The organism is Devosia neptuniae (assembly GCF_025452235.1).
Classification (GTDB): domain Bacteria; phylum Pseudomonadota; class Alphaproteobacteria; order Rhizobiales; family Devosiaceae; genus Devosia.
The window spans coordinates 742,838-768,997 of record NZ_CP104965.1; the positions used below are offsets into that span (position 1 = coordinate 742,838).

A 26,160-nucleotide genomic window follows, 5' to 3' on the forward strand; every position below is an offset into this window, starting at 1 on the left:
GGCGGGCGAGGCTGCCCGAGGAGTGCCTAGCGTGTTGTCGTCATTGTCCCCCTTGTTCAAGCCCTTGCGCATCGTGCTGCTTGCTGGCGCGGCCATGGTGGCAATTTCGGCCTGCGCCGCTACGAGGCCTCCCACGTCGGCGCTGGGCTATGCAGCGGGGCAGCCGCAATTGGGCATTGCCGAACTGACGACGCGTTACCGCGCCAATCCCAAGGACAAGGGCACAATCATCACCTACTCCGCCGCCTTGCGCGCTGCGGGGCAGAGCGGACAGGCCGTGGCGGTACTCGAACAGGGCGTCGGCACTTATCCCAATGACCCCGATATCGCCGTGGCCTATGCCAAGGCACTGACGGCGGACGGGCGGTTCGAGCAATCGCTGGGCGTGCTCGATCGCGTCATCCGGCCGGATGCGCCGGACTGGAATGCGCTCCTGGTCAAGGGGGCGGCAATGGACCAATTGGGGCGCAATGCCGAGGCGCGGCAAGTTTATGGCCAAGCCCTGGTCATGGCGCCGGGCGAAGCCTCAATCGAGGCCAATCTTGGCCTCTCCTATGCCATGACCAACGAACTCGGCGCGGCCGAACAGCATTTGCGCCGGGCGGTGCAGATGCCGGGCGCGACCAGCAAGATACGGCAGAACCTGGCACTGATCGTGGGCCTGCAAGGCCGGTTCGATGAGGCGCGCAAGCTCTATGCGGCTGAGTTGCCGCCCGACCAGGTCGAGAGCAACATGGCCTATGTGCGCTCGATGCTGACCCAGCAGAACCGTTGGGATGCGGTTGCGAAGAGTTAGGCCTAGCGCTTGACCAGACCTGTCGCTCCTTCACCCCTTCAGTGAGCGGACAAGATGAGCCCGACCTTTTCAGTCGGCTAACCCATACCGCCGCTTGCTGCGCCGCCAGGTCCAAAAATCTTGATCGCGGCCGGGGCCAGGATGACGATGAACAGCACCGGCAGGAAGAACAGGATCAGCGGTACGGTCAGCTTGGGCGGCAGGGAAGCGGCTTTCTTTTCGGCTTCCATCATGCGTGCTTCGCGACCTTCCTCGGCCATGACGCGCAACGCCTGGCCGACGGAGGTGCCGTAGCGGTCGGCCTGGATCAGCGCGGTCATCACCGAGCGCACATTATCGAGCCCGATGCGGCGGCCCAGATTGTCATAGGCGCGGGTGCGGTCTTCGAGGAAGGACAGCTCGGCCGTGGTCAGGGTCAGCTCTTCGGCCAGTTCGGCGCTTTGCTGGCCGATCTCCCGCGCGACGCGCTTGAAGGCGTGTTCCATCGACATGCCGGCCTCAACGCAGAGCAGCAGCAGATCGAGGCAATCGGGCCAGGCGCGGCGGATGGAGAATTGGCGTTTGCTCGTCGTGTTCTTGAGCAAAAGAATAGGCAGATAGGAGCCGACAATGCCCGCCCCGATCGAATAGACCAGGTTGAGATAAAGCGGGCGGCCGCCGGGTGCGAGCACCATCAGATAGAGCGCGGCGAACAGGAAGATACCGAGCGGCGTGGCAAGGCGCATGAACAGGAACGTGGTCAAATGTCCCTGCCCGCGGAAACCGGCCATGGCGAGCTTGTCGACGGTAGCATCGTCCTGAAATGCTTTTTTCAGGTCGAACCGCTCGACCACTTTTTTCATGTAGGACTTGGTTTCGCCGGCCCGCCTGATGGAGCCGCGCCCTTCCCCGCCATTGGAGGCAAGACCCCGCAACCGGGCCATTTCCTCCGCGCGCATCTTGTCGCGCTCCAGCGCCACCCGGCGAATGCGCGTCTTCATTTCCGATCTGACGATGAAGGACGAGCCGAAGGTATAGACGATGGCGGCGGCGGAGATGGCCGCCAGAATGGCGATGAGCGATTCCCGCTGGGTCAGCATTTCGACGATGTTCATGACATGCTCCCCGCGCCTAGAAGTCGAATTTGACCATGCGTTTCATGACGAAAATGCCTGCGGAGAGCATGATCGCGCCGATGCCCAGCCAGATATGGCCCAGCGACGTGGTGACCAGCGGCTCGAGATAGCGGGGCGACACCACGCTGACGAGAATGCCCACCACGAAAGGCAGAGAACCGATAATGCCGGCCGAGGCCTTGGCCTCGGACGACATGGCCTTGACCTTCTGTTTCATCTTCTTGCGGTTGCGCAGCACGCGCGCCAGATTGCCCAGGGCTTCGCTGAGATTGCCGCCGGCCTGCTGCTGCACGGTGATGACCACGACGAAGAAATTGACCTCTGGCAGTGGCACCCGGTCGAGCAGCACCTGGACTGCTTCGGTCATAGACATGCCGAAGGCCTGCTGATCGAGCACCCGGGCGAATTCGGATTTCACCGGGTCCTTGGCATCCTTGGCAACGACGCGGATGGAATCGTTGAGCGGCAAGCCGGTCTTGACGCCCCGCACAATGGCTTCAACGGCATTGGGCAGTTCGTCGAGGAACTGATCCTGATATTTGCGACGCTTGCGGCCGACATAGAAGCGCGGCAGCAGATAGGCGGCGGCAAGCGCGAAAATGGCGGCGAAATAGAACGGCACCTGCACCAGCACCAAAAGAACGAACAGCACCACACCAAGGATAATGCTGTTGCGGATGAAGGCGGCAGGTTTGATGGTCATGCCGGCCTGGAACAGCAATTGAGGCAGCGTGAGACGCTTCTTGGCGTTGAGCGCGTCAGTCTGGGTCTTGAGCGCTTGCTGCACACTCTTGCGGCGCTGATCGCGGCTGCGCGCCGCGTCCACCTCCAGGCGATTGACCCGCAGGTCGCCCTGAAACGCCTTGCGCCGCTTGTCCGCAGTGCTGTCGCCCAGCGCCGAAGGGACGAGGGCAAAGCCGGCGGCGCCAACGGCAACCATGGCCAGGATGATGAGCAGCAGCGTGGTCATGAATCCAGCAGCTCACGCTGTTCGATATTGGAGCGCTCGAGCGCTTCGACGAGATTGGCTTCCTCGTTGAAATAGCGGGCGCGTTCGGCAAATTGCGGCTTGGTGATGCCGGTCGAGCGATGGCGGCCCATCAGCATGCCAGACTGGTCTTCGCCCATGATGTCGTAGAGGAAGATATCCTGGGTGACGATGACATCGCCTTCCATGCCCAGCACTTCGGTGATGTGGGTGATGCGGCGCGAGCCGTCGCGCAGGCGGGCGGCCTGGACCACGACATCGATGGACGAGGTGATCATTTCGCGGATGGTGCGGCTGGGCAAGGAATAGCCGCCCATGGTGATCATGGATTCAAGGCGGGACAGGGCCTCGCGCGGACTGTTGGCGTGCAGCGTACCCATGGAGCCGTCATGGCCCGTGTTCATGGCCTGCAGCAGATCGAAGCTTTCGGGGCCACGGACTTCGCCGACGATGATGCGTTCGGGCCGCATACGCAGGCAATTCTTGATGAGATCGCGCATGGTGATCTCGCCTTCGCCCTCAAGATTGGGCGGGCGGGTTTCCAACCGCACCACATGGGGCTGCTGCAATTGGAGTTCGGCGGAGTCTTCGCAGGTGATGACCCGCTCGTCTTTTTCGATGAAGGCGGTGAGGCAGTTGAGCAAGGTGGTCTTGCCCGAACCGGTACCGCCCGAGATCAAGACATTGGCCCGAACCCGGCCCAGAATGCGCAGCACTTCAGCGCCTTCGGGGGAGATAGAGCCATATTTGACCAGCTGGGGCAGGGTCAGCTTGTCCTTTTTGAACTTACGAATGGTAAGAGCCGCGCCATCGATGGCCAGCGGCGGCGCGATGACGTTGACGCGCGAGCCATCCGGGAGGCGTGCGTCGCAAATCGGAGAGCTTTCATCAACGCGGCGGCCCACCTGGGACACGATGCGCTGGCACACATTCATCAGGTGAGCGTCGTCTCGGAAGCGTACATTGGTGAGCTTCACCCTACCGCCCACTTCGATGTAGCAACGCTGGGAACCATTGACCATGATATCGGCAATGTCGTCGCGCGCCAGCAAGGGCTCGAGCGGACCATAGCCCAGAACGTCATTGCAGATGTCCTCGAGCAGATCTTCCTGCTCGGCGATCGACATGATGATGGATTTGAGCGCGATGATTTCGGCGACGATGTCGCGAATTTCCTCGCGCGCCGCATCCTGATCCATGGTGGCGAGCTGGCTCAGATCGATAGAATCGATCAGGGCGCTGAAAATGGCCGACTTGGTCTGGAAATAATCCTTGTCGCGCTGCGTATCGATCGGGGTGCGGACGTCGACCACTTCCTCGCTCGTGCGCATGCGAGCCGACATGGCGTCGCTGTCAACGCCGCGGCGCGGGGCCGGGGTTTCCGCGCGAAGTGGCATGGCGGGCGCCGGACGCGTTTCAGCCAGGCCCGGCGTATTGCCACCAAATGTCGTGCGCTTGCCAAACATGTTCGTCCTATCCGGCTGATCGGAACCCGATCAAGCCCGCTTCTTGAGGAACGAAGGCAGCTTCATCAGGCTCGATGACTTGCCTCCGGCGTGCGACACCTGCCGGCCCGTCACCTGCATGCCGATGGCGCGGTAGATGTCGTTGATCTTGTTGTTGGCAGCGACCTCGGCGATCATCTGCCCATTGTTGGCGGCAGTGCCGAACAGGGCCGCATCGAACGGAATGGCACCCAGCAACTGGCATTCGACCGAAGCGGCGAATTCGACGGAGCTGATCTCGGGGCGGCGGGGCATGCCCACCTTGTTGAGCACCAGATTGGGCATGGCCTCCGTCGGGCGCAGGGCCTTGATGGTGTCAGCCAGATTCTTGGCATTGCGCAGATTGGCCAGGTCCGGCTCGGCTACGATAACCACTTCGTCGACGGTGGCCAGGGTATGGCGGATCCAGGCATTCCAGGCATGAGGAATGTCGAGCACCACGACCGGCATGGTATTCTGGCTCATCTCGATGATCTGCTCGAATTCCCGCTCTTCGAAATCGAAGGTGCGGTCGAGCGTGACGGGAGCGGTCAGCAAGTTGATGTGGTTGGCCGCCTTGCTCATCAGCCGATCCAGCATGGTCTGGTCGACCTTCTGGTTGGCGAGCACCGCATCGGCTAGGCCATGGGGTGGGTCCTGATTGAAATTGAGCCCTGCCGTGCCGAAGGCCAGGTCCATGTCGAGGATGAGGCTATCCTGACGCAGCGCAGTGGCAATGCCCCAGGCGACATTATGCGCCACGGTGGAGCCCCCTGCCCCACCCTTGGCGGAGACAAAGCCGATGGTACGGCCGATAGGAGCGCCCCCTTCGGCCGCGAACAGGTCGGTGATGGCCGAGACGATCTGCGCCGAGGTGGCGGGCAGCACCACATATTCGGAAACGCCCGAGCGGATCAGTTCGCGATAGAGCGGCACGTCGTTGACATGGCCAAGCACGATAAGGCGCGTGGAGGCGTCGCAGACTTCGGCCAGCCGCTCCAGCGCCAGCGGAATCTCGGACGGCGAGAGCGCGGTTTCCACGATGATCAGATTGGGCGTGGGGTTGGATTTGTAGGTTTCGACGGCGCCTTCGATACCCCCATTGTGCGTGGTCAGCGCCACCTTGGACATGCGCCGGTCATGAATGGCGCTTTCCACCAATTGGGCGGTTTGAGAATGCTCGCAAAAGGCCTGGATGGTGATGCGCGGAATCAGGCGGGCGCCGGCCGAAATTTCGGCCGCGGCTTCTTCGCTCTTGGTTTTTTCGGGAGAGAGAAAACTCATCGTACTAAACTCCTGGGGCCGCGCTCAATCGAGCACGAAGCCGACAGATCCGTTGAAACCGCCGCGCATTTCGATATCGCCACCGACGCCGTAATTGCGCTCCATGCGGCCGAGGAAAATGGCTTCGGCATCACTGGCTGCTTCGAACTTGTCGGTGGGCAGAATGGGCTGCTGGGTCATCGGGGCGGCGAGATAGGGCGTGACGATGATGACCAGCTCGGTCTGGCTGCGCTGGAAATTGCGCGAGCGGAACAGGGTGCCCAGAATGGGGATATCACCCAGGCCCGGCAGGCCCGAAATCTGCTGGCGCAATTTGTCCTGGATCATGCCGGCAATGGCGATGGTCTGGCCCGGGCGCAGCTCGATGGAGGTCTTGGCGCTGCGATTGTTGAAGCCAGGGACGGTTTCGCCGCCGATATTGAAGCCGGTCTCGGCGATTTCGGAAACCTCGGTCTCGACCTCGAGCCCCACCACGCCATTGGACTTGATAGTGGGCGTGAATTTGAGCTTCACGCCAAAATCCTTGAGCGTATAGGTGCGGTTATTGGTGGCCGGATCGATGGCGGAGAGAATGGGAATTTGCCCGCCGGCGAGAAATTCGGCGGGTTCACCGGAAATGGCGGTGAGAACTGGTTCGGCCAGGGTGCGGAGCGCGCCGCGCTGTTCGAGCGCCCGCAGCTCGGCCGTGAGCGAGACATTGCCGGCCGAAAAGCCACCCGTAACGCCATTGGGTAGGGTGGACTGCGTGCTGTTAATGCCGGCGTTGAAATTGCCGATGGAGAGACTGCCAGAGAGGTTGATGCCAAGCTGCTTGACGGTATCGCGTGACACTTCAGCCACGGTGACCTGCAGCATGACCTGCTGGGAGCCGGAAATGTCGAGAATATTGGCCACGTTCAGCGGATCGCCCGCAAACTGGATGGCCACCTGTTCGGCGCGCTGCTTGTCGTCGGTCGACAGCACCGTACCGGTGAGCACAACGCGGTTGGTCTCATCACCCAGCGTTACAGATTCAACGCGGATATTGGAGCCGGGAATGACGCGGGCCAATGCCTCCTGGAGGGCATTGCCGACCTGGGATGGCTCCTTGATGACGCGGATATCGAGCACGGAAATCGTGCGGCCCTGATCGTCAAGGAAGAAGATATTGGTATCGCCACCCGAAATGCCCTGCACGATCGCCCGGGTGCGGGTGCGCATGATGGCGGCAGCCACAGTGGGCTGGGACACCACCACTTCGGCCACACCCGCGGGCAGATCGACGATGATGGATTTGTTGAGGTCGAGTTCCATTTGCCGCGTGCCGCCGTAGGCGGCGGACGAGATGGTTATCTGCGCCTCCTGAGCAGCCGCCGGCTGAAGCAGAGTGGCGCCGGCCAACAGCGCCATGACGGCCGAAGCCAGGAACTTGCGGGGCAAAACGGAAATGGATGTGAGCATGGTTGCCTCTCGCCCTACTGGGGCAACACTTGCGGCGCGGTGACGCTGGCCGGCACATTGAGGGGAGGAGTGTAGACACTATCGACGGGGAAACCTGTGACGGCCGGCGGATTGAAGGCCTGGCCGCCGCTGGTCGAGCGCACGCTTTGTTCCCGGCCGAAGCGGATCAGCCGGATCGACTGGCTGCCGCCGGCATCGGCCACGCTATTGTCCTTGAAATCAACCACCGAACGCAGGGTCAGGCTGAGTTCGCCACGGGTGGCGGCATTGATCAGCACCTCAGCCTGGGGCGGCAGCAATTCGAGCGTGGCAATGGTGGCGTTGTCGAACACGACTGGCGTGGGCGAACCTGTTGGTGTCTGTCCGACTTCGGTGCCGGTGACGCCCATCTCGCCCAAGCGCTTGCCGATGGCGAGCACCCGCACATTGGAGAGGATGACTTGGGATTGTTGGCCCATTTCGGTGGCGGTGGTCAGCACCACATCGACATGATCATTGGGGACGACGAAGCCACCAGCGCTGGAGACCGCCGTGACGCCGACCGAAACGCCGCGCATACCCTGGCCGAGAACGGCCGAGAGATAGCCCTGGTCGGCGCGGACCAGCTTGGCCTCGCGGATCGGCTCGCCGGGAAAAAATTCGAACCGCACCACGGCACCCGTCAATTGAGCGGGAGCATCGGGCATGGCGGTGGAGGTGACGTATTCGGGGCGTACGGCGCCCTCGGGCCAATCCTGCCATTCTAGATTTTCTGCAGTGAGGCGCTCGCCAATACCAACGGCGGCACGCGCCACCAAAACCTGGGCCTTGGCCTCCTGCCGCACCACTTCGCTCACGACCTGTTCGGGCGCTGGGCCACCGCGGGTCACCAGAAATGCGGCCAGCCCGGCGGCGACCACCGCCACAAGGATCAAGATGAGACGCGCCGGCTTCATGCCACACTCCGCTTAGGGACAGAGCCGTTCTGGCCCAATTCCACAATTGTGAGTGTGAACCCAAAGGGTCAAAGTTTGGTTAACCGGACGTTTGCGAATTCAGTTAACGGGATGTAAATTTTAGCGAATTTGGTAATGAACTGGAAAGCCCAAGTATTGGGCGCGCGGGCTTATTGATCTTTGTTGATTCACGACCTGCAAATCCCATCGAGGGGCCGAGCGGGTGGCGCCTATGCGGCCAAGCGCTCGAAAATGACTGAATTGGAATAGGTCATGAGCCCGGCCACTGCGAGGGCAATGCCGTAGGGAACGCCGGATTTGCGGTCGTGCAGGCGTTCGAGCCAGCGATAGCGGGCAAGGAACGGGGTAAGTGGCATCTGGCGCAGAGCCAGGATCAGCAGCGTCAGCGCACCGCCCAGCATTGCGGCATAAAGCAGGTAGGGTAGAGTGAGGCCGAAGCCGAGCCACAGCGCCGTCGCGGCTGCGAGCTTGGCGTCGCCACCGCCAACCCAGCGCAGCGCGAAAAACGCAAAGCCAGCGACCAACACGATCAGCGCCGCGACGACATGCATGGCGAATTGCTGCAGTGGCAAATTGACGGCCATGGCCGTGATGCAGAAACCGACAACCAACAACAGTACGAGCTTGTTGGAGATGCGCATGGTCAACAGATCGGACGAGGCCGCGAAAGCCATGCCGAGCGGAAAAAACAGCAATGCAATCGTGGCCATAGGGTCGTCCTCAACGGGCGAAAGATATTGAAGCGCCGCCAAACCATGCCGCCAAGCATGTTAAAAAACGGCAAAAGAAAGGGGAAGCGTGAAACGCTTCCCCTTGACGCTAAGGCCGGTGACAGCAGGTATCGCTGGTTTCTTTAGCCGCCAGCGGCCGGCGGTGCTGCTGCGGGGATAGTCTTGTTGAGCTGACCGGAGATACGAGTGAAGAGATTGCTAAGGTCGGTACCAAGCGCAGTTGCAGCGACAATGATGCCAACAGAAATCAGTGCGGCGATCAGGCCGTATTCAATTGCGGTTGCGCCGGACTCGTCCTTGGCGAAACGTGCGAAAATAGTCATTCCCAGGCTCCTTTAAATAACGTCATCGGGTGACGCCGTCGTTCGACACGTCACACATCGAACATGAGGCAAAAACTAGTCGTGACTTGTTGCAATTGAGTTAATCGGCCAGAGAGTCAGAGAGTGATTTTGGCGCCGATTTCCGTATGATAATCAAAGCGTTAATTAAATAGATGGCATTTTACCTGTCGCCATGCCGTTGGGCGTCAGCAAGTATAGGACGCGGCTATACTTATTCGCCTCAAGGCCACATAGCATTGCCCGGCCATCAACTCCGCGCATGCGAGGAATGCCTGCCAAACCCTTGTTTTCCGGGTGTTTGTCAAAAAATTCACCATTCCGATGGAAACTGGCATTCGTCGCGTTCCCGATAGCCGGATTGTCCCATGCGTTTGCCCCCTGCTTTTGCCGCCCTATGTCTGTTGCTGGCCAGCCTGGGCAGCGTCCATGCGGCTGACGGGCTGCCGATCGAGGTCAATGTCAACATGGCGCGCGTCTTGCGCATCAGTTCGCCCGCCGCCACAGTGATCATCGGCAATCCCGGTATTGCCGACGTGACCATCCAGGACCCGCTGACGCTGGTGCTGACCGGCAAAAGCTATGGGCAGACCAATCTGATCGTGCTCGACGCACAGGGTAATCCGATTGCCGACACCATGGTCGAGGTGGCGCAGATGCAGGCGGGCGTAATGACCGTCTATCAGGGGCAGAACCGCACGACGCTTTCCTGCGCACCCACCTGCCAGCCTGTGATCATGTTGGGTGACGACAATTCCTTTACGGCGCAGGCCCTAGCGTCGTCTCAGGTCGTACAGTCTGCTGCGCAGTAGGCTTTTAACCGCGGCTTAACCTTCCACGCGAACGAGGTCGCCCGCGGGCGCCTTCGTAACCAAGGATTAGCCAAAAGCCCCTAGCCTGCGGCGACCAAACGCATGTGGGCTCATGATCAAGTCAATTGCATCCCTGCTCGGCAGAGCGTCGCCGAGGAAAAGATGGCGTGCCTTTGCGCGCCATGAGGATGCAACGACGGTGATCGAATTTGCCCTGCTGGCAATGCCGTTCTTCGCCATCATGACGGCAATCTTGCAAACCTCGCTGGTTTTCATGTCCGGCCAGATTCTGGAAAGTGCGGTGCAGGATGCCAGCCGGATGATCCGCACCGGCCAGGCCCAGACCCGCAAGGACACGCTCGCCTCCTTCCGCAGCAATGTGTGCGACCGGCTCTATGGGCTGTTTTCCGACTGTTCTGGCCTGCATGTACGGGTGTCGGTGGTGTCCAATTTTCAATCGGCAACGGTCGAGCCGCCGGTGGACTGGACCTGCAAGACCGAGGACTGCGGTTGGACCAAGGATGAAAACTATACTCCCGGCGCTGGATCAAACGTGGTTCTGGTGCAGGTCTATTACAAATATCCGGTGCTGCTGAACCTCAACTTCCTGGGCGGCTCGCTTGGCCTGTCCAATCTCCATGACGGGCGGCGCCTGCTGGGTGCAGTCACCGTGTTCCGCAACGAGCCCTTCACATGATCGGCGCCCGGCGGATGCTCAAACGACTGCTTCGGCGCTTCGCCAAAGCGCGGGGCGGTGTAGCGGCGGTGGAGTTCGCGCTGATCGTGCCCTTCATGTTGCTGGTCTATCTGGGCACGACCGAAGCCGGCGCCCTGATCACCATGGATCGCAAGGTGCAATCGGTTGCCGGCGCGGTAGGGGACCTGGTGGCCCGTGAGAACGGGACAATTTCCGGCGCCACATTGCAGGATTATTTCCAGGCTTCCTCGGGCATCATGACGCCCTACATTACGACCAACATCAAGCAGATCGTCACCTCGGTGAAGGTGGAGGATGACGGCACCACGGAAGTGGCCTGGTCGCGCGAATATCTCAACGGCGTCATGAGCGTGGGGACGACCTACCCGCAGAACCAGCCTTACGGCCGAGCCACCGCCATGGCCAGCATGACCGATATCGCCAAGGGCAGCTATGTCATCGTTTCGGAAGCCAGCTATAGCTACAAGCCGCTTTACGGTTTTGTCTTCGACCAGGCGGTCAATCTCTATCGGCAGAGCTTTTACGTGCCGCGGTTCGGTGAGCCAATCGTTCTGAACTAGCCGTTGCACCCGCCTTCGGCGCGTGGCAAAAGCCAGCCAGATTCCTTCCTCCTGGTGACCTTCCCATGACCGATACGCTCGTCCCTGTTTTTGACCTTGGCGGCGTGTTCGTCGACTGGAACCCGATGTATCTGTTCCGCAAGCTCTTCGAGAGCGAGGACGATGCGCTGTGGTTCCACCAGAATATCTGCACTCTCGACTGGAATCTGGAATTCGACGCGGGTGAAATCTATTCCGAGGGCGTCGCCAAGCTGATCACCCGCTTCCCCAAATATTGGCGCGAAATCCAGGCGTTCGACCTGCGCTGGAAGGAAACGCTGGGTGAATTCATCCAGGGCACGATCGACATTCATGACGAGCTGATCGAGCAGGAAGTCCCCACCTTTGCTATTACCAATTTCTCCTGGGAGAAATGGGTGAGCTGCCTGGGCGAATGGCCGTTCCTTGAAAAATTCGATGGCGTGATCGTCTCGGGTCTGGAAGGGTTGGTAAAACCCGATCCGCGGCTTTATCGCGTGTTCTGCGAGCGCTATGGCCTGGCGCCCGAAAGCTGCGTGTTCATCGACGACAGCGAGCCCAATATCACCTCGGCACGCAAATTCGGCATGCATGGGATCCACTTCAAGGACCCGGTCATGCTGCGCAAGGAACTGATCGCGCTGGGACTGCCACTCAAGGCGAAGTAGGCCCTCTTGCCTCTCCTCTGAGGGGGAGAGGCAAGAGGACAGCGCTTATTTCGTGCCGTACATGCGGTCGCCCGCATCGCCAAGACCGGGGATGATGTAGCCCTTTTCGTTGAGATGGCTGTCGATGGAAGCGGTGAAGACCGGCACGTCGGGATGGGTTTCACCGAAATGCTTGATGCCTTCGGGGGCGGCGAGCAGGCAGAGGAAGCGGATATTGTTGGCGCCGCGTTCCTTGAGCTTGTCGATGGCGGCGGTGGCCGAGTTGGCGGTGGCCAGCATTGGATCGACCACAATGATCAGGCGATCTTCCAGGTTGGACGGAGCCTTGAAGTAATACTCGACCGGCTCGAGCGTTTCATGATCGCGATAGATACCAATATGGGCGACGCGGGCGGCCGGGACCAGATCGAGCATGCCATCGAGCAGGCCATTGCCGGCACGCAGGATGGAGGCGAAAACCAGCTTCTTGCCCTTGATGGCAGGCGACTGCATTTCGGCCATCGGGGTCTCGATGGGGATCATCTCGAGTTCGAGATCGCGCGTGACTTCGTAGCACATCAGATGGGCGATTTCGCGCAGCAGGCGGCGGAACCCCGCGATGGAGGTCTCCTTGTTGCGCATGATGGTCAGCTTGTGCTGGATCAAGGGGTGATCGAGGACGGTCACGCTGCTCATTGGATCACCTGTTCTTGTCGGGTTAGAGAAAGCTTTTGCCATGACGGCCGGGTGCGAGGCCGAGCCAATGGGCAATGGTTTCGCCAATATCTGCGAAGGTGGAGCGAATGCCAATCTCGCCCGCCGACACGCTTGGGGAAAAGAGCAGAATCGGGATCTGTTCTCGCGTGTGATCGGTGCCGGGCCAGGTTGGATCATTGCCGTGGTCGGCCGTGAGGATCAAGAGATCATCGTCCCTGAGCTTGGCGATCAACTCGGGCAGGCGGGTGTCGAAATATTCGAGCGCCGCCGCATAGCCGGGCACATCGCGGCGATGGCCATATTCACTGTCGAAATCGACGAAATTGGTCATGATGAACGCGTTATCGGCAGCCATTTCCATGGCCTCGAGCGTCTTGTCGAACAATTGGGGCAGGCCAGTGCCCTTGAGCTTATGAGTGACGCCATGGGCGGCATAGATGTCGGAAATCTTGCCGATGGCGAAGACCTGGTTTCCGGCTTCCTTGTTGCGATCGAGCAAGGTCGGCTCGGGCGGAGCGATGGCAAAGTCGCGGCGATTGCCGGTGCGCTTGAAGCTCTTTGCATCCTCACCCACGAAGGGGCGGGCGATCACGCGGCCGATATTGAGCGGCGCGGTGAACTCGAAAGCGATCTGGCAAATCTCGTAGAGCCGATCGAGCCCGAAATGGCTTTCATGCGCGGCGATCTGGAACACGCTATCGATGGAGGTGTAGCAGATCGGCTTGCCGGTGCGGATGCTCTCTTCGCCTAACTCTGCAATGATATTGGTGCCCGAGGCATGCTTGTCGCCCAGAATGCCGGGCAGCTTGGCGCGTTTAATGAATTCTTCGATCAGCGCGGGCGGAAAGGTCGGCTCGGTTTGCGGGAAATAGCCCCATTCGAAGGGCACCGGCACGCCGGCGATCTCCCAATGGCCGGAGGGGGTGTCCTTGCCCTTGCTGACTTCGCGGCCCACGCCGAAGCGGCCGCCCTTGGGCGTGGCGGAGAGGTTGGGCGGCAGGGTGCCGGTCGAAAGCTTTATGGCTGCGCCGATGCCGAGGGCATCGAGGTTGGGCACGTTGAGCGGACCGGCGCGTAGGCCAGCGCGATCGGCTTTGCCCGCGGCGGCGTGTTCGGCGATGTGGCCAAAGGTGTTGGAGCCGGTATCGCCATAGGCGGCAGCGTCGGGCGCGCCGCCAATGCCGACGCTATCGAGAATGCACAGAATGGCGCGGGGCATGGGCTTACTCCGTTGGCGCGAGGCGCGCGGCAATGAGATCGTGGCGCGGGGCGGTGTCACCCAGGCGATACGCAGATTTGAGGCGCGCTTCGGCGTCGGCGGCAGAGGCCTCGTCGCGGGCGTGGATGCGGGCGATGGGGGTTTGTGCGTCGGCCTGAGTGCCGAGGCCAAGGAGACGGTCGAAGCCGACTGTGTGATCGATGCTGTCGCTGGGCATGGTGCGGCCGCCACCTAGCGCGACGACGGCCATGCCGACGCCTTTGGTGTCGATGGCAGCGATAGTGCCCTGCCCCGTCACGAAGACGTCGCGGATGATGGGGGCCGGGGCGAGATGGGTATCCATGGCTTCGACGAAATCGGTGGGGCCGCCAAGGGCCATGACCATTTTGGCGAAGCGCTCGGCGGCGCGTCCGCTATCAAGAGCGTCATCGACCAGCTTGCGGGCGGCGGGGACGCTCTCGGCAATGCCAGTCATGGCGGCGACTTCGGCGCAGAGGGCGAGCGTGACTTCGCGCAGGCGGGCGTCCTGATGCTTGCCGGTGAGGAAGTCGACAGCGTTGCGGACTTCGAGGCCATTGCCGGCGGCGGAGGCCAGCGGCTCGTTCATGTCGGTGATGAGAGCTGATGTTTTGAGGCCCGCGCCATTGGCGACAGTGACGAGGCTTTGCGCGAGATTCCTAGATTTTTCCAGCGTGGGCATGAAGGCGCCCGAACCGGTTTTGACGTCGAGGATCAGTGCGCCGAGCCCCGCAGCGAGCTTTTTGGAGAGGATGGAGGCGGTGATAAGGGAAATGGATTCGACCGTCCCCGTCACGTCGCGGATGGCGTAGAGCGTCTTGTCGGCGGGGGCGAGATTGGCGGTCTGGCCGATAATGGCGCAGCCGACCTCCTTCACAACCTTGCGAAACAGAGCATTGTCGGGGCTGGTGGTATAGCCGGGAATGGCGTCGAACTTGTCGAGCGTGCCGCCGGTATGGCCCAGACCCCGGCCCGAGATCATGGGCACATAGATGCCGATAGCGGCCAGGATTGGCGCGAGCATGAGGCTGACATTGTCGCCGACGCCGCCGGTGGAGTGTTTGTCGGCCACGGGGCCGTCGAGATCGGACCAGTCGAGCACGGTGCCGCTATCGCGCATGGCCAGGGTCAGCGCGACGCGTTCTTGCATGGTCATGTCGTTGAAATAGACGGCCATGGCGAGGGCGGCGGCCTGGGCGTGGGAGACTGTGCCGTGGGTGAAGCCATGGATGAAGGCGGCGATCTCGTCGGCCGAGAGGGCGTGGCCGTCGCGCTTTTTGGCGATGACTTCTTGGGGGAGGAAGACCATGGATGGCTCTTTTTGTTTAGGGGATACCCCCTAGCCTCCCCCTGATAGGGGGAGGGACAGATCGAGTTTGCGGCACAATCTCATACCAACCACCGCGCGTTTCCTCCCCCTATCAGGGGAGGTTAGGAGGGGGTATTCCGATGTCCGGACCTAAGCCCCGTACGGAATCCAAACGTTCTTGACCTGCGTCGCCTTGCTCAGGAAGTAATCGCCCTCGAAGCGCCGATCGGCCAGATCGTAATAGAGGCCGCGGCTGGTCCAAGTCTGCTTGAGATTGGTGATCGAGGCCTTCTCGACCATGGCGGAGGCTTCGGCAGAGCCTGCGAACCACAAGCCGTCGACGCCGTCATGCTCGGCCAAGGTCTTGGCGAGAGTGACGCTATCGCCGGTGACGATGTTGATCACGCCATTGGGCACGTCGGAGGTTTCGATGACCTGGTAGAGGTCGGTGATGGAGAGCGGCGATTGCGCCGAGGGCACCAGCACGACCGTGTTGCCCATGGCCAAAGCCGGGGCGATCAAGGCGATGGAGCCGAGCAGCGGGCGCGATGGCGGGGCGACAATGCCCATGACGCCGAGCGGCTCGACCATGGCGGCGGCGACGGCGCGCAGGGGCGGATTGTGGACCGCGCCATCATATTTGTCGGCCCAGCCAGCAAAGGCGAAGAGGCGTTCGACGGAGAGGGCGACTTCGTTGGTGCCGTCCTCGCCAGTCTGCCCCTTGATGCGGGCGGCAAATTCGTCGCGGCGGTAGTCGAGATTTTCGGCCAGGAAATAGAGGATCTGCGCGCGGGTATGGGCGGCAGTGGTCGACCAGCTCAGGGCAGCGCGGGCGGCTTCGACGGCGTTGCGAATGTCCTTGCGATTGCCTTCGCCCACTTCACCAATGGTCTGGCCTTTGGGGTCGAGCACGGCGCGATTGTAGGCGCTGTCGGGGCGGGATTGCTTGCCGCCGATATACATCTTTGCTGTCTGATCGAGATGGCCGCTATCGAGCGGGTTCTCGGCCTTGGCTGGCGCAGGCTTGGCGGCAGGAGCGGCTTTGAGCTCCTTTTCCCAGGCTGGTTTCAAATAGGCACTCATGCCTTCGCGGCCACCTTCGCGGCCGAAGCCGGATTCCTTGTAGCCACCGAAGCCCACGGCGGCGTCGAAATTATTGGTGCCGTTGATCCAGACCACGCCGGCCTTGATCTTGGGGGCGATGTCGAGGGCCAGATTGATATTCTCGCTCCAGATCGTCGCGGCGAGGCCGTATTTGGTGTTGTTGGCCAGCGCCACCGCCTCTTCAGGTGTGCGGAAGCTCATGGCGACCAGCACGGGCCCAAAGATCTCCTCGGCCACCAGGGTATTAGCGGGGGAGACATTGGTGACGAGAGCGGGTTTCAGGAAGCAGCCCTTGGCGGGGACCGGGCCATCGGCCTCGTAGACGACTGCGCCTTCGGCCACGCCGCGCTTCATCAGATCGCGGATGCGTTCGACCTGCACCGGGGCGACCAGCGCGCCGATGTCGATGGATTTGTCGAGCGGATCGCCGACGCGCAGGCTCGCCATGCGCGTCTTGAGCTTGGCGATAAAGCGGGTTTCGATGCTTTCCTGCACCAGCAGGCGGGAGCCGGCGCAGCAGACCTGGCCCTGATTGAACCAGATGGCGTCGACCAGGCCTTCGATGGCGCTGTCGATATCGGCGTCTTCGAAAACGATATAGGGTGACTTGCCACCCAATTCGAGGCTGAGGCCCTTGCCGGTGCCGGCCGTGGCGGCGCGGATGGCTTTGCCCACTTCGGTGGAGCCGGTGAAGGCGATCTTGTCGATACCGTCATGAGAAACAATGGCTTGGCCGGTTTCGCCCTGCCCCGTGACAATATTGACCACGCCCTTGGGCAGGCCGGCACGTTCGCAGATTTCGGCAAACAGCAATGCCGTCAGCGAGGTGAATTCGGCGGGTTTTAGGATGACCGTATTGCCGGCGGCGAGCGCGGGGGCGATCTTCCAGGCCAGCATCAGCAGCGGGAAATTCCACGGGATGATCTGGCCGCAAACGCCATAGGGGACGGCGTCGGGGAATTCGCGGGAGAGGTGCTGGGCCCAGCCGGCGTGATGGTAAAAATGCCGTGCTACCAATGGGATATCGACATCGCGGCTCTCGCGGATCGGCTTGCCATTGTCCATGGTTTCGAGCACGGCGAAGAGGCGGGAATGCTTCTGGATCGCCCGGGCGATGGCGTAGAGATACTTGCCGCGCTCGTAGCCGGAGAGGGCCGACCACGGTTTGAAGGCGGCGCGGGCGGCTTTGACGGCGGTATTGACGTCTTCGGTCGTGCCCTCGGTGATATCGGCCAGTTTTTCGCCATTGGCGGGGTTATCGCTGGCAAAGGTTTTGCCGGGTTTGGTCCATGTGCCGTCGATGAAATGGCCGAATTTGCGCCCGTGGCTATCGAGCCAAGCATTGGCCTGATCGGGGCCTTCGGGGGCCGGACCGTAGTCGAGGGATTGGAAGACTTGCGCGATCTTGTTCATGTCAAACCATGGGCTGGCGGTAGTCAGCCGCGTAATGGCCGGTAAGGCCGTGTTCTAGCTGACGCTCGATATCGGTTAACAGACTGCTAGCGCCGAAACGGAATAAATGGGGTTGAAGGTAACGCGTTCCGAGCTCTTCCTTCATCAGCGCCATGTATTTCAGCGCGTCGCCAGCCGTCGCGATACCGCCGGCGGGTTTGTAGCCGATTTCGATGCCGGTCTCTTCATTGAACCAACGGATCATGCGGATCATGGTCAGCGAGGTGACGAGATTGGCATTGACCTTTTCCTTGCCGGTCGAGGTCTTGATGAAGTCGGCGCCGGCCATCATGCAGACCAGCGAGGCTTTGGCGATATTGGTTTGGGTGGCGAGCTCGCCGGTGCCCAGAATGGTCTTGATATGGGCGTCGCCGCAGGCCTTGCGGAAGGCTTTGACCTGATCGTAGAGCGCCTGCCAATCGCCGCGCAAAACCATGCCGCGTTCGATGACGATGTCGATTTCCTTGGCGCCATCGGCGACCGATAGCTCGATTTCCTTGAGCTTGGTTTCGAGGGGGGCCAGGCCATGGGGAAAGGCGGTGGAGACGGCGGCAACCGGAATGCCGGTGCCTTCGAGGGCATTCACCGCAGTTTTGACAAAGCTATGATAGACGCAAACGGCGCCGGGCAGGATGCGCAGGCCGGGGATATCGAGCTTGTCGAGAATATCGGTGCGCAGGGGATGGCGCGCCTTGGCGCAAAGGCGCTCGACGCGGCCATCGGTATCGTCGGAATTGAGCGTCGTCAGATCGATCAGCGTGATGGCTTTGAGCAGCCAGGCTAGCTGATAATCCTTTTTGACGGTGCGGCGCGCGCCGATGGAGCCGGCGCGGCGTTCGAGCGCCGAGCGGTTCATGCGAACGTTGCTGACCCAATCGAGATCAAGCGGGAAGCCCGGATTGCGCTTGTGCGGGGTATGGGGCTCGGGGTTGTCTACAACGCGTAGGCTCATAGTTCCTCCACCAGCGCTGGTATGAGCTTTTTCAGCTTCTCTGCGCCTTGTACCGCCATGGTCTTGGTGTGTTCATGGCTGATTTTCTCGCTCGAGAGACCCGCGCCCATATTGGTGATGGACGAGCAGGCCCAGACCTTCATCCCCAGGAAACGCCCGAGAATGACTTCGGGTGCCGTGGACATGCCCACGGCATTGGCGCCCAGGCGAATGGCCATCTGGATTTCGGCGACCGTTTCAAAGCTGGGGCCAGAATACCACAGATAGATGCCTTCGCCGACCTTGATATCGAGGCGCTCGCCCAACGCAATCGCCTTGGCGCGCAGATCGGGGGCGTAGCAATCGACCAGGTTGACGAAACGGCGGTCGGTGGGTTCACCGATCAGCGGGTTCATGCCGGCATAATTGATGTGATCGGAGAGCAGCATCAGATCGCCGGGGCGGAAGCGCTCGTCGAGCGAGCCGGCCGAATTGGTCAGCAGCAGGGTCTTGGCGCCGATTTCGGCCATGGCTTCGAGTGCGGGGCGCATGGCGGCGGCATTGCCGTGTTCGTAATAATGCTCGCGGCCGGTGAGGATGGCGATGCGCTTGCCGCCCATGGTGCCGATGAGCAGGTCGCGGCCATGGCCGGAAACGCCGCCGCCGGGGAAGCCCTTGAGCTCGGAATAGGGAATGGTGACCTTGTCAGCCAAGAGCTCGCCAATGGCGGAGAGGCCAGAGCCGAGCACGATGGCGGCTTCGATAGGTGCCTCACCGGCGATTTTCTTGATGGTCTTGGAGGCTTTGGTCATGGTGTGCTCGTGATTTCGGGGCTTTTTCCCTCCCTCCCCCTTGAGGGGAGGGTCGGGGTGGGGGTGTCGGCGGTTCCACATACATTATGCGCGAGGATGGTCCGACACCCCCACCCTGTCCCTCCCCTCAAGGGGGAGGGGACGCGTGCTGATAGCGCTGTATCCAACTGCTCATTTTCCCAGGAACTCGGGGCCGAAGCTGTGCGGCAGCAAGTCGCCCAGCGTCATGACCAGTGGGGTGCCGTCGACGCCGTGGGAGATGACTTCGACATCGAGGTCAGCGAACTCGCGGATGCGTTGGCGGCAGCCGCCGCAGGGGGTGACCGGGGTTGTGCCAGGGCCGGTGACATAGATGCGCTTGATACGTTTGCCGCCGCCGGCAAGCATGGCGGCGATGGCGCTGGGTTCGGCGCAATTGCCGACGGGATAGGCGGCGTTTTCGACATTGCAGCCGGCATAGATCTTGCCGTCGTCAGCAAGAATGGCGGCGCCGACATGGAAGTTCGAATAGGGCGCATAGGCCTTGGCACGCACGGCTTCGGCGGCGTCGAACAGGGTCTGGTCGGTTGGCAACAGGGGCATGTCAGCGCTCCTTGGTATAGGCGACGCCGCCGGCCTTGGGGCCCACGGCCTTGCCGATGAAGCCGGCGAGCAGGATCACGGTCAGCACATAGGGCAAAGCTTGAATGGCCTGGACCGGGATTTCCACTCCGCCCAGCCGCGCGCCTTGCAGGCGAATCTGCAGGGCATCGAGGAAGCCGAACAGCAGGCAGGTGAACATGGCGGGCACCGGCTTCCACTTGGCAAAGATCAAAGCGGCGAGCGCGATATAGCCCTTGCCGGCCGTCATGTTGTTGCCGAAGCCGGAACCCTGGGCGATGGAGAAATAGGCCCCGGCAATGCCGCAGAGCAGGCCCGTGATGATCACCGCCTGATAGCGCAGCTTGACCACCGAAATGCCGGCCGTGTCGACCGCCTTGGGGCTTTCGCCAACGGCGCGCAGGCGCAGGCCGAAGCGGGTGCGATAGAGCACATAGGCGGTGACGGCCACCATGAGGAAGGCGATATAGACCAGGATATAGTGACCCGAAATCAGCTCGTAGTAGATCGGGCCGATGATGGGGACACCAGCCAATTCATTGGCGAAGGGCAGGTTGATGGGCACGAAGCGCCCGCCTTCGCCAAGCGGTGGCGTGCGGCCGCCCTGGGAGAACCAGGTCTGGCCGAGGAACGTGGTGAGGCCCGCAGCCAGCATGTTGATGGCAACGCCGGCGATGAGCTGGTTACCGCGCAGGGTGATGGCGGCAACGCCTTGCAGGAGTGCGGTCGCCAGCGACACGCTCATGCCGGCGGCAAGGCCGATCCAGGCGGAACCAGTGATGGCGGCGACGGCGCCGGCGGCAAAGGCCGCCGCCAGCATCTTGCCTTCAAGGCCAATATCGAACAGGCCCGCGCGTTCCGAATAGAGCCCGGCCAGACACGCCAAGAGGAGGGGCGTCGAGAGGCGGATAGTAGCGTCCAGAATGGAGAGGATGGCAGGAAAATCCATGTCAGCTCTCCGTCTTGGCGGTTGAGGCGGCGACGGCGTCGGCCTTTTGTTCGGGCGAAAACAGCATGAAGGCGCGTTCGAGCGAGGGGCGGAACAGGCCTTCCATGGCGCCGGTGAACAGGATCACCAAAGCCTGGATCACCACGATCATTTCGCGGGTAATGCCGGGGATGACGAATTGCAGTTCCTGCCCGCCTTGATAGAGCGCGCCGAACAGCACGGCGGCAAGCGCAATGCCGATGGGATGGTTGCGGCCCATCAGCGCCACGGCGATGCCGACGAAACCAGCGCCGGCGACGAAATCGAGCACCAGCCGGTTTTGCACGCCCATGACTTCATTGATCGCCACCATGCCAGCGAGCGCGCCGGAAATGGTCATGGTGATCATGATCATGCGGGAATTGGAAATGCCGGCATAGCGCGAGGCCGTGGGGTTCTGGCCGAGCACGCGCATGGCATAGCCGAATTTGGTGTGCCAGATCAGGATATAGACCCCGATCAGCGCCGCTATGGCGATAACGATGGACAGGTTGACCGGCGAATAGCCGAAAAAGCTCATGAACTGGCGCAGTTGCGGCACGCGACCGGCTACGTCGATGGTTTCGGACTCCGGGGCCATGGTGCTGGCGGGCTTGAGCACGCGATTGACCATGTAGACCATCAGCGCGGCGGCGATGAAATTGAACATGATGGTGGTGATGACCACATGGCTGCCGCGCTTGGCCTGGAGCCAGCCGGGCACGAAGGCCCAGAAGCCACCGACGGCACCGGCCGCGATGACGGCCAGGGGCATGGCGATCAGCCAATGAGTCTGGTCGAGCGCCAAAGCCACGACGATGGCGCCGAGGCCCGCGACATAGGCCTGGCCATCGCCACCGATATTGAAGAGCCCGGCATGGGCGGCAACCGCCACGGCAAGGCCGGTGAAGATGAAATTGGTGGCGTAATAGAGCGTGTAGCCGACGCCCTCGCCATAGCCGAAGGCGCCATAGATGATGACCTGGATAGCGTGGAACGGATTTTCGCCGACAAACAGCACGACCAGCCCGGACACGATCAGCGCCAGCAGCAGATTGATGGCAGGCAGCAGGGCGACGTCGGCCCAGCGGGGTATGGGTCTGCGGGCGCTCATTGTGTTGCCGCTTCTTTATTGTTGATGCCGGCCATCATCAGGCCGAGTTCGCCTTCGGTGGCGGTGGCGGGATCGGCTTCACCCACGATGACGCCGTCGAACATGACGATGATGCGATCGGCCAGGGAGCGAATTTCATCGAGTTCGACCGAGACGAGCAGGATGGCCTTGCCCTCGTCGCGCATCTTGATGATTTCGTTATGGATGAATTCGATGGCGCCGATATCAACGCCGCGGGTGGGCTGGCCGATGACCAGCACGTCGGGGTCGCGCTCCATCTCGCGGGCCAGCACGATCTTTTGCTGGTTGCCGCCGGAGAAAAGCGAAGTCTTGAGATTGATATTGGCGGGGCGGACGTCGAACAGTTTGACGTGTTCGGCGGCGCGCTTTTTGGCAGCGCCGATGTCAAGGAAAGGCCCCTGCCCGTAATCGGGACTGTTCTGGTAGCCTAGAATGGCATTTTCCCATTCGGAAAAATTGGTGACCAGCCCCATGCGCTGACGATCCTCGGGGACGTGCGCGAGGCCGGCGGCACGGGCGCGGGCGGCGCCGTCATCGCCCTTGAGCGAGAGGGCATTGCCATTGAGGATAACGTTACCCGATTTCTGGTCGCGCATGCCCGAGACGGCTTCTAGCAGTTCGGACTGGCCATTGCCGGAAACGCCGGCAATGCCGACGATTTCGCCGGCGCGGACGGAGAAGCTGACATCCTTGACGCGGGTAATGCCCATATCGTCCTTGACGACCAGGTTCTGCACTTCGAGCAGGGTCTGGCCGGGCTTGGCCTCGCCCTTTTCGACGCGCAGCAGCACGCGGCGGCCGACCATGAGTTCGGCCAATTGCTCGGGGCTGGTTTCGCTGGTCTTGACGGTGGCGACCATCTGGCCCTGGCGCATGACCGAAACGGTATCGGTGATGGCCATGATTTCGCGCAGCTTGTGGGTGATCAGGATCACCGTCTTGCCCTGTTCGCGCAGGGTGCGGAGCACGCGGAACAGATCGTCGGCTTCCTTGGGCGTGAGCACGCCCGTGGGTTCGTCCAGGATCAGCGTTTCGGCGCCGCGATAAAGGGCCTTGAGGATTTCGACGCGCTGCTGCTGGCCCACCGAGATATCCTCGATGATAGCGTCGGGATCGACCTCGAGGTCGTATTCCTGCTCCAGCCGATCCAGCTCCTTGCGGGCGCGATCCAGGCTTGGCTTGAGGAAACCGGAATCCTCGGCACCGAGCACGATGTTTTCGAGGACGGAGAAATTATCAACCAGCATGAAATGCTGATGCACCATGCCGATGCCCAGCGACAAAGCATGACTGCTGTCGGTGATGGCCTGCACCTGTCCATTGACGCGAATGGTGCCGCTATCGGCGGTGTAGAAGCCATAGAGGATGGACATGAGCGTCGACTTGCCGGCGCCGTTCTCGCCTACAATGCCGTGGATGGTGCCGCGGGCGATGGATAGATCGATGTCCTTATTGGCGTGAACCGCGCCAAATCGCTTGTTGATCTGCTCAAGCTCGATCGCCCAGCCATTGGCCGGCGCCGATGCAGCGGCCGTTTCCGGCCGCTGCGGGTTCATGTGATCACCACTCATCCAGCTATGCTTAGAGCGGGCAGGTCGAGTCGGTGGTGTAGTCGTGGACCTCGATCTCACCAGCGATGATCTTGGCCTTGTAGTCTTCGGCGGCGGCGATCATTTCTGGGGTCAGCAGGGCCTTGTTATTGTCATCGACGGCATAGCCGACACCATCCTGGGCCAGGCCCAGAACCGTGAGGCCGGGCTTGAAGGTGGCATCGTCTGCCGCTTCGGTCAGCGCGTTCTTGACCGCAACGTCGACGCGCTTGACCATGGAGGTCAGCACCGAGCCGGGCTGCAGATAGTTCTGGTTGGAATCAACACCGATGGAGAACTTGCCGGCGTCCTTCATCGCCTGCAGCACGCCCAGACCCGAACCGCCAGCGGCGGCGAAGATCACGTCGGCGCCGGCATCAACGCCTGCCTTGGCCAATTCACCGGCGGTGACGGGGTCATTCCAGGCAGCGGGAGTGGTGCCGGTGTAGTTTTCGATCAGCTTGATGTCGGGATTAGCCGCCTTGGCGCCCTGGGCATAGCCACAATAGAATTTGTGGATCAGCGGAACGTCCATGCCGCCGACAAAACCAACGGTGCCGGTTTCCGACTTGAGGGCGGCGAGCACGCCAACCAGGTAGGAACCGGTGTGTTCGTCAAAAATGATCGACTGCACATTGGGCGCATCGACGACGGTGTCGATCACGACGAAATTGGTGTCGGGGAATTCAGTGGCGACAGCGGTGAGCGCGGCAGTCCAGGAGAAGCCGGCCATGACGATGGGATTGGCACCCTGGCCGGCGAAACGGCGTAGGGCCTGTTCGCGCTGGGCATCGTTCTGCAATTCCAGATCCAGGAAGGAACCACCGGTTTCCTTCTTCCATTCTTCGGCGCCGTTATAGGCGGCTTCGTTGAACGACTTGTCGAACTTGCCGCCCAGATCGTAGATCACGGCCGGATCGGCCAGCGCCGCGCCGGTCAGCATGGCGCTCAGCGCGACACCGCCTGCAAGGGCCTTGGTGAACATGTTGAATTTCATGAATAGTCTCCCTGTCTCGCACATGAGCGATGGCGCTTGCAGCCAACGGACAATCCCTGTGCGCTAAAGGGGATACAATCGTGCAAATGCCCTGCCCGCAAGAGGGAAAAAGGCAATTTTTTCCGATTGGTCAAAATTTGGGCGCATAGTCCACAGGCTAGGCGGCGTGGGTGTTTGCGCCCTGTGCAGGGTGACGCCCTAGCCGGCGTTCAGCAGGGAGGCGAACAGGTCGGCAAGGTTGAGATCGGCATAGAGCACCGCCAGCACGGCAAGCGCAGCGATGGCGAACAGAGCGAGCGTGTCTCGTGTGGGGGCGGTCATGAATGCCATCTGGCTGGTATTTGAGGGACTTTGTTAGTCCTTCAGTAACCCGGAAACGCGGCGCCAATTGTGATCCTTTGAGGGCAGAACAAGGTGTGGTTAAGTTCAGGTTAAGGCAATCCGATCCGTTAACCAGACAAAGGAGGGTCAGCGTTTTGAAACCATTGGGGATCGCTCTGGCTGCAACCCTGATCATCGGGCAGACGACGTCAACGGTGACCGCCGATGATGCACTGATACGGCAATTAATACTGCTTAACCTCTCAATCAGAGTTGTGGACACCTGCAACCTAGGCACGGGCACCACGTATCGACAGACGTTGGTTGGCCTCTTGGCTGAGGTCGAACCGTATGCGGAACCTGACGATCTTCTGGGTACGCGCGCGGCGGCGCAAAGGGTGGGTTTCGATTGTTCGCCAGCCAACTTACACGTTCAGCGCGTGTTGCGTGGGATCGAGAACATCAAGACCAATACGCGCTAGTGCGTCGGCAGTGGCGTGACCTTGGCGCCCATGGCGGCGCCGAAGCGTTCGAAGAAGCCGTCGATGACCTTCTGGGCGGAATTGCCGATAATGGCCTTGCCCAGTTTCATGATCTGGCCGGAGGCGCCGCCCTGGGCGGTGAACACCAGGTCGGTTTGCTCGCCCGCATCGCTCAGCACGATGTCGGCGGCCCCTTCGGCGAGGCCGAGCAGGCCCCCCTTGCCCTTGCCGGTGAGGGTGTAGCTTTTGGACGGCAGGATATTGGACAGGGTCAGCCCGCCCTTGAACACGGGGTGGATGACGCCGAGATTGACCTTGATCTCGAGATCGAGGGTCTTCTCGCTCGACCATTCGATCTTGTGGCAGCCGGGAATGGCGGCCTTGAGCATGGCGGTGTCGTTGAGCGCTTCCCAGACTTCTTGCCGGGGCGCGGCGATGATATAGTGGCCGCCAAAATCCATTATCGCGCTCCTGCCGGAGGGGATGATCCGGCCGCCCCATTGTGGCCTGAATGCCCGTAGAAACAAATACTTGCCGGCATGGTGGCCCCGCCGTTTGACGTGCGGCTTTTTCGCACCAATATGGCCTAAATAGTTGTGTCGCAGATATGTGGCAAT

The 26,160-nt window shown here is 61.4% G+C and carries 26 protein-coding genes; 5 read left to right on the forward strand and 21 right to left on the reverse strand.

Annotated elements, in window-relative coordinates; translation table 11 throughout:
- The first annotated feature begins 34 nt into the window (after nt 1-34).
- Nucleotides 35-796: a tetratricopeptide repeat protein gene (locus tag N8A98_RS06115; RefSeq protein WP_262169967.1), complete on the forward strand. Its 762-nt coding sequence runs from the start codon at nt 35-37 to the stop codon at nt 794-796.
- A gap of 77 nt (nt 797-873) precedes the next feature.
- Here the strand turns inward: N8A98_RS06115 and N8A98_RS06120 are convergent, their stop codons facing one another.
- From N8A98_RS06120 to N8A98_RS06155, 8 genes are all read right to left on the reverse strand, one after another.
- Complete coding sequence (locus N8A98_RS06120; RefSeq protein WP_113122647.1) at nt 874-1,890, reverse strand: type II secretion system F family protein; 1,017 nt, start codon at nt 1,888-1,890, stop codon at nt 874-876.
- 16 nt (nt 1,891-1,906) lie between these two features.
- The gene (locus N8A98_RS06125; RefSeq protein WP_113122646.1) at nt 1,907-2,881 is read right to left on the reverse strand and encodes a type II secretion system F family protein; all 975 of its coding nucleotides are present in this window, start codon (nt 2,879-2,881) and stop codon (nt 1,907-1,909) included.
- Nucleotides 2,878-4,365: a TadA family conjugal transfer-associated ATPase gene (locus tag N8A98_RS06130; protein WP_262169970.1), complete on the reverse strand. Its 1,488-nt coding sequence runs from the start codon at nt 4,363-4,365 to the stop codon at nt 2,878-2,880. The genes N8A98_RS06125 and N8A98_RS06130 overlap by 4 nt, the downstream gene beginning before the upstream one ends.
- Nucleotides 4,366-4,395: 30 nt before the next feature.
- Complete coding sequence (locus N8A98_RS06135) at nt 4,396-5,667, reverse strand: CpaE/TadZ family protein (protein ID WP_262169971.1); 1,272 nt, start codon at nt 5,665-5,667, stop codon at nt 4,396-4,398.
- A 24-nt stretch (nt 5,668-5,691) separates the two neighbouring features.
- Entirely contained in the window at nt 5,692-7,107 is a 1,416-nt protein-coding gene (locus N8A98_RS06140; RefSeq protein ID WP_262169973.1) for a type II and III secretion system protein family protein, read from the reverse strand.
- A gap of 14 nt (nt 7,108-7,121) precedes the next feature.
- Nucleotides 7,122-8,042, reverse strand: coding sequence for a Flp pilus assembly protein CpaB (gene cpaB / locus N8A98_RS06145; protein ID WP_262169974.1), 921 nt, complete (start codon nt 8,040-8,042; stop codon nt 7,122-7,124).
- A 230-nt stretch (nt 8,043-8,272) separates the two neighbouring features.
- Nucleotides 8,273-8,773, reverse strand: a complete 501-nt coding sequence (locus N8A98_RS06150; RefSeq protein WP_262169976.1) for an A24 family peptidase — start codon at nt 8,771-8,773, stop codon at nt 8,273-8,275.
- A 143-nt stretch (nt 8,774-8,916) separates the two neighbouring features.
- Nucleotides 8,917-9,117 carry a Flp family type IVb pilin gene (locus tag N8A98_RS06155; RefSeq protein ID WP_262169977.1) on the reverse strand — a complete coding sequence of 67 codons (201 nt, stop codon included), beginning with the start codon at nt 9,115-9,117 and terminating at the stop codon, nt 8,917-8,919.
- A 386-nt stretch (nt 9,118-9,503) separates the two neighbouring features.
- Here N8A98_RS06155 and N8A98_RS06160 point away from each other — a divergent pair, with 386 nt between their 5' ends.
- From N8A98_RS06160 to N8A98_RS06175, 4 genes are all read left to right on the forward strand, one after another.
- A complete protein-coding gene (locus tag N8A98_RS06160; RefSeq protein WP_262169979.1) occupies nt 9,504-9,947 on the forward strand; it encodes a pilus assembly protein N-terminal domain-containing protein in 444 nt (147 codons plus the stop codon).
- Between the two features lie 199 nt (nt 9,948-10,146).
- Nucleotides 10,147-10,644, forward strand: coding sequence for a TadE/TadG family type IV pilus assembly protein (locus tag N8A98_RS06165; RefSeq protein WP_262169980.1), 498 nt, complete (start codon nt 10,147-10,149; stop codon nt 10,642-10,644).
- A gap of 14 nt (nt 10,645-10,658) precedes the next feature.
- Nucleotides 10,659-11,225, forward strand: a complete 567-nt coding sequence (locus N8A98_RS06170) for a TadE/TadG family type IV pilus assembly protein (RefSeq protein WP_262169982.1) — start codon at nt 10,659-10,661, stop codon at nt 11,223-11,225.
- Nucleotides 11,226-11,290: 65 nt separating this feature from the next.
- Complete coding sequence (locus N8A98_RS06175) at nt 11,291-11,911, forward strand: HAD family hydrolase (protein WP_262169983.1); 621 nt, start codon at nt 11,291-11,293, stop codon at nt 11,909-11,911.
- Between the two features lie 45 nt (nt 11,912-11,956).
- On the opposite strand, the gene upp is transcribed toward N8A98_RS06175, so the two are convergent.
- The 13 genes from upp to N8A98_RS06240 all read right to left on the reverse strand — a co-directional run bounded on the left by upp (nt 11,957) and on the right by N8A98_RS06240 (nt 26,004).
- Nucleotides 11,957-12,586 carry a uracil phosphoribosyltransferase gene (gene upp, locus N8A98_RS06180; RefSeq protein WP_113122636.1) on the reverse strand — a complete coding sequence of 210 codons (630 nt, stop codon included), beginning with the start codon at nt 12,584-12,586 and terminating at the stop codon, nt 11,957-11,959.
- A gap of 22 nt (nt 12,587-12,608) precedes the next feature.
- On the reverse strand, nt 12,609-13,826 hold the full coding sequence (locus N8A98_RS06185; RefSeq protein WP_262169985.1) for a phosphopentomutase: 1,218 nt from the start codon (nt 13,824-13,826) through the stop codon (nt 12,609-12,611).
- A gap of 4 nt (nt 13,827-13,830) precedes the next feature.
- A complete protein-coding gene (gene deoA, locus N8A98_RS06190) occupies nt 13,831-15,153 on the reverse strand; it encodes a thymidine phosphorylase (RefSeq protein WP_262169987.1) in 1,323 nt (440 codons plus the stop codon).
- A gap of 150 nt (nt 15,154-15,303) precedes the next feature.
- Nucleotides 15,304-17,670, reverse strand: a complete 2,367-nt coding sequence (locus tag N8A98_RS06195; protein ID WP_262169988.1) for an aldehyde dehydrogenase family protein — start codon at nt 17,668-17,670, stop codon at nt 15,304-15,306.
- Nucleotide 17,671: 1 nt separating this feature from the next.
- Nucleotides 17,672-18,661 carry a deoxyribose-phosphate aldolase gene (gene deoC, locus N8A98_RS06200; RefSeq protein ID WP_262169990.1) on the reverse strand — a complete coding sequence of 330 codons (990 nt, stop codon included), beginning with the start codon at nt 18,659-18,661 and terminating at the stop codon, nt 17,672-17,674.
- Nucleotides 18,658-19,452, reverse strand: a complete 795-nt coding sequence (locus N8A98_RS06205; RefSeq protein ID WP_262169991.1) for a purine-nucleoside phosphorylase — start codon at nt 19,450-19,452, stop codon at nt 18,658-18,660. The genes deoC and N8A98_RS06205 overlap by 4 nt, the downstream gene beginning before the upstream one ends.
- 171 nt (nt 19,453-19,623) lie before the next feature.
- Nucleotides 19,624-20,034 (reverse strand): cytidine deaminase, encoded by a 411-nt coding sequence (locus N8A98_RS06210; RefSeq protein ID WP_262169993.1) that lies wholly within the window; start codon nt 20,032-20,034, stop codon nt 19,624-19,626.
- Between the two features lies 1 nt (nt 20,035).
- A complete protein-coding gene (locus N8A98_RS06215) occupies nt 20,036-21,001 on the reverse strand; it encodes an ABC transporter permease (RefSeq protein ID WP_262169994.1) in 966 nt (321 codons plus the stop codon).
- Between the two features lies 1 nt (nt 21,002).
- Complete coding sequence (locus tag N8A98_RS06220; RefSeq protein WP_262169996.1) at nt 21,003-22,133, reverse strand: ABC transporter permease; 1,131 nt, start codon at nt 22,131-22,133, stop codon at nt 21,003-21,005.
- Nucleotides 22,130-23,710: an ABC transporter ATP-binding protein gene (locus N8A98_RS06225; RefSeq protein WP_262171900.1), complete on the reverse strand. Its 1,581-nt coding sequence runs from the start codon at nt 23,708-23,710 to the stop codon at nt 22,130-22,132. Before N8A98_RS06225 ends, N8A98_RS06220 begins: the two co-directional genes overlap by 4 nt.
- Nucleotides 23,711-23,735: 25 nt before the next feature.
- On the reverse strand, nt 23,736-24,740 hold the full coding sequence (locus N8A98_RS06230) for a BMP family lipoprotein (protein WP_390888804.1): 1,005 nt from the start codon (nt 24,738-24,740) through the stop codon (nt 23,736-23,738).
- Nucleotides 24,741-24,938: 198 nt separating this feature from the next.
- Nucleotides 24,939-25,061 carry a hypothetical protein gene (locus tag N8A98_RS06235; protein WP_262169997.1) on the reverse strand — a complete coding sequence of 41 codons (123 nt, stop codon included), beginning with the start codon at nt 25,059-25,061 and terminating at the stop codon, nt 24,939-24,941.
- A gap of 478 nt (nt 25,062-25,539) precedes the next feature.
- The gene (locus tag N8A98_RS06240) at nt 25,540-26,004 is read right to left on the reverse strand and encodes an SRPBCC family protein (RefSeq protein WP_262169998.1); all 465 of its coding nucleotides are present in this window, start codon (nt 26,002-26,004) and stop codon (nt 25,540-25,542) included.
- Between the last annotated feature and the right edge of the window lie 156 nt (nt 26,005-26,160).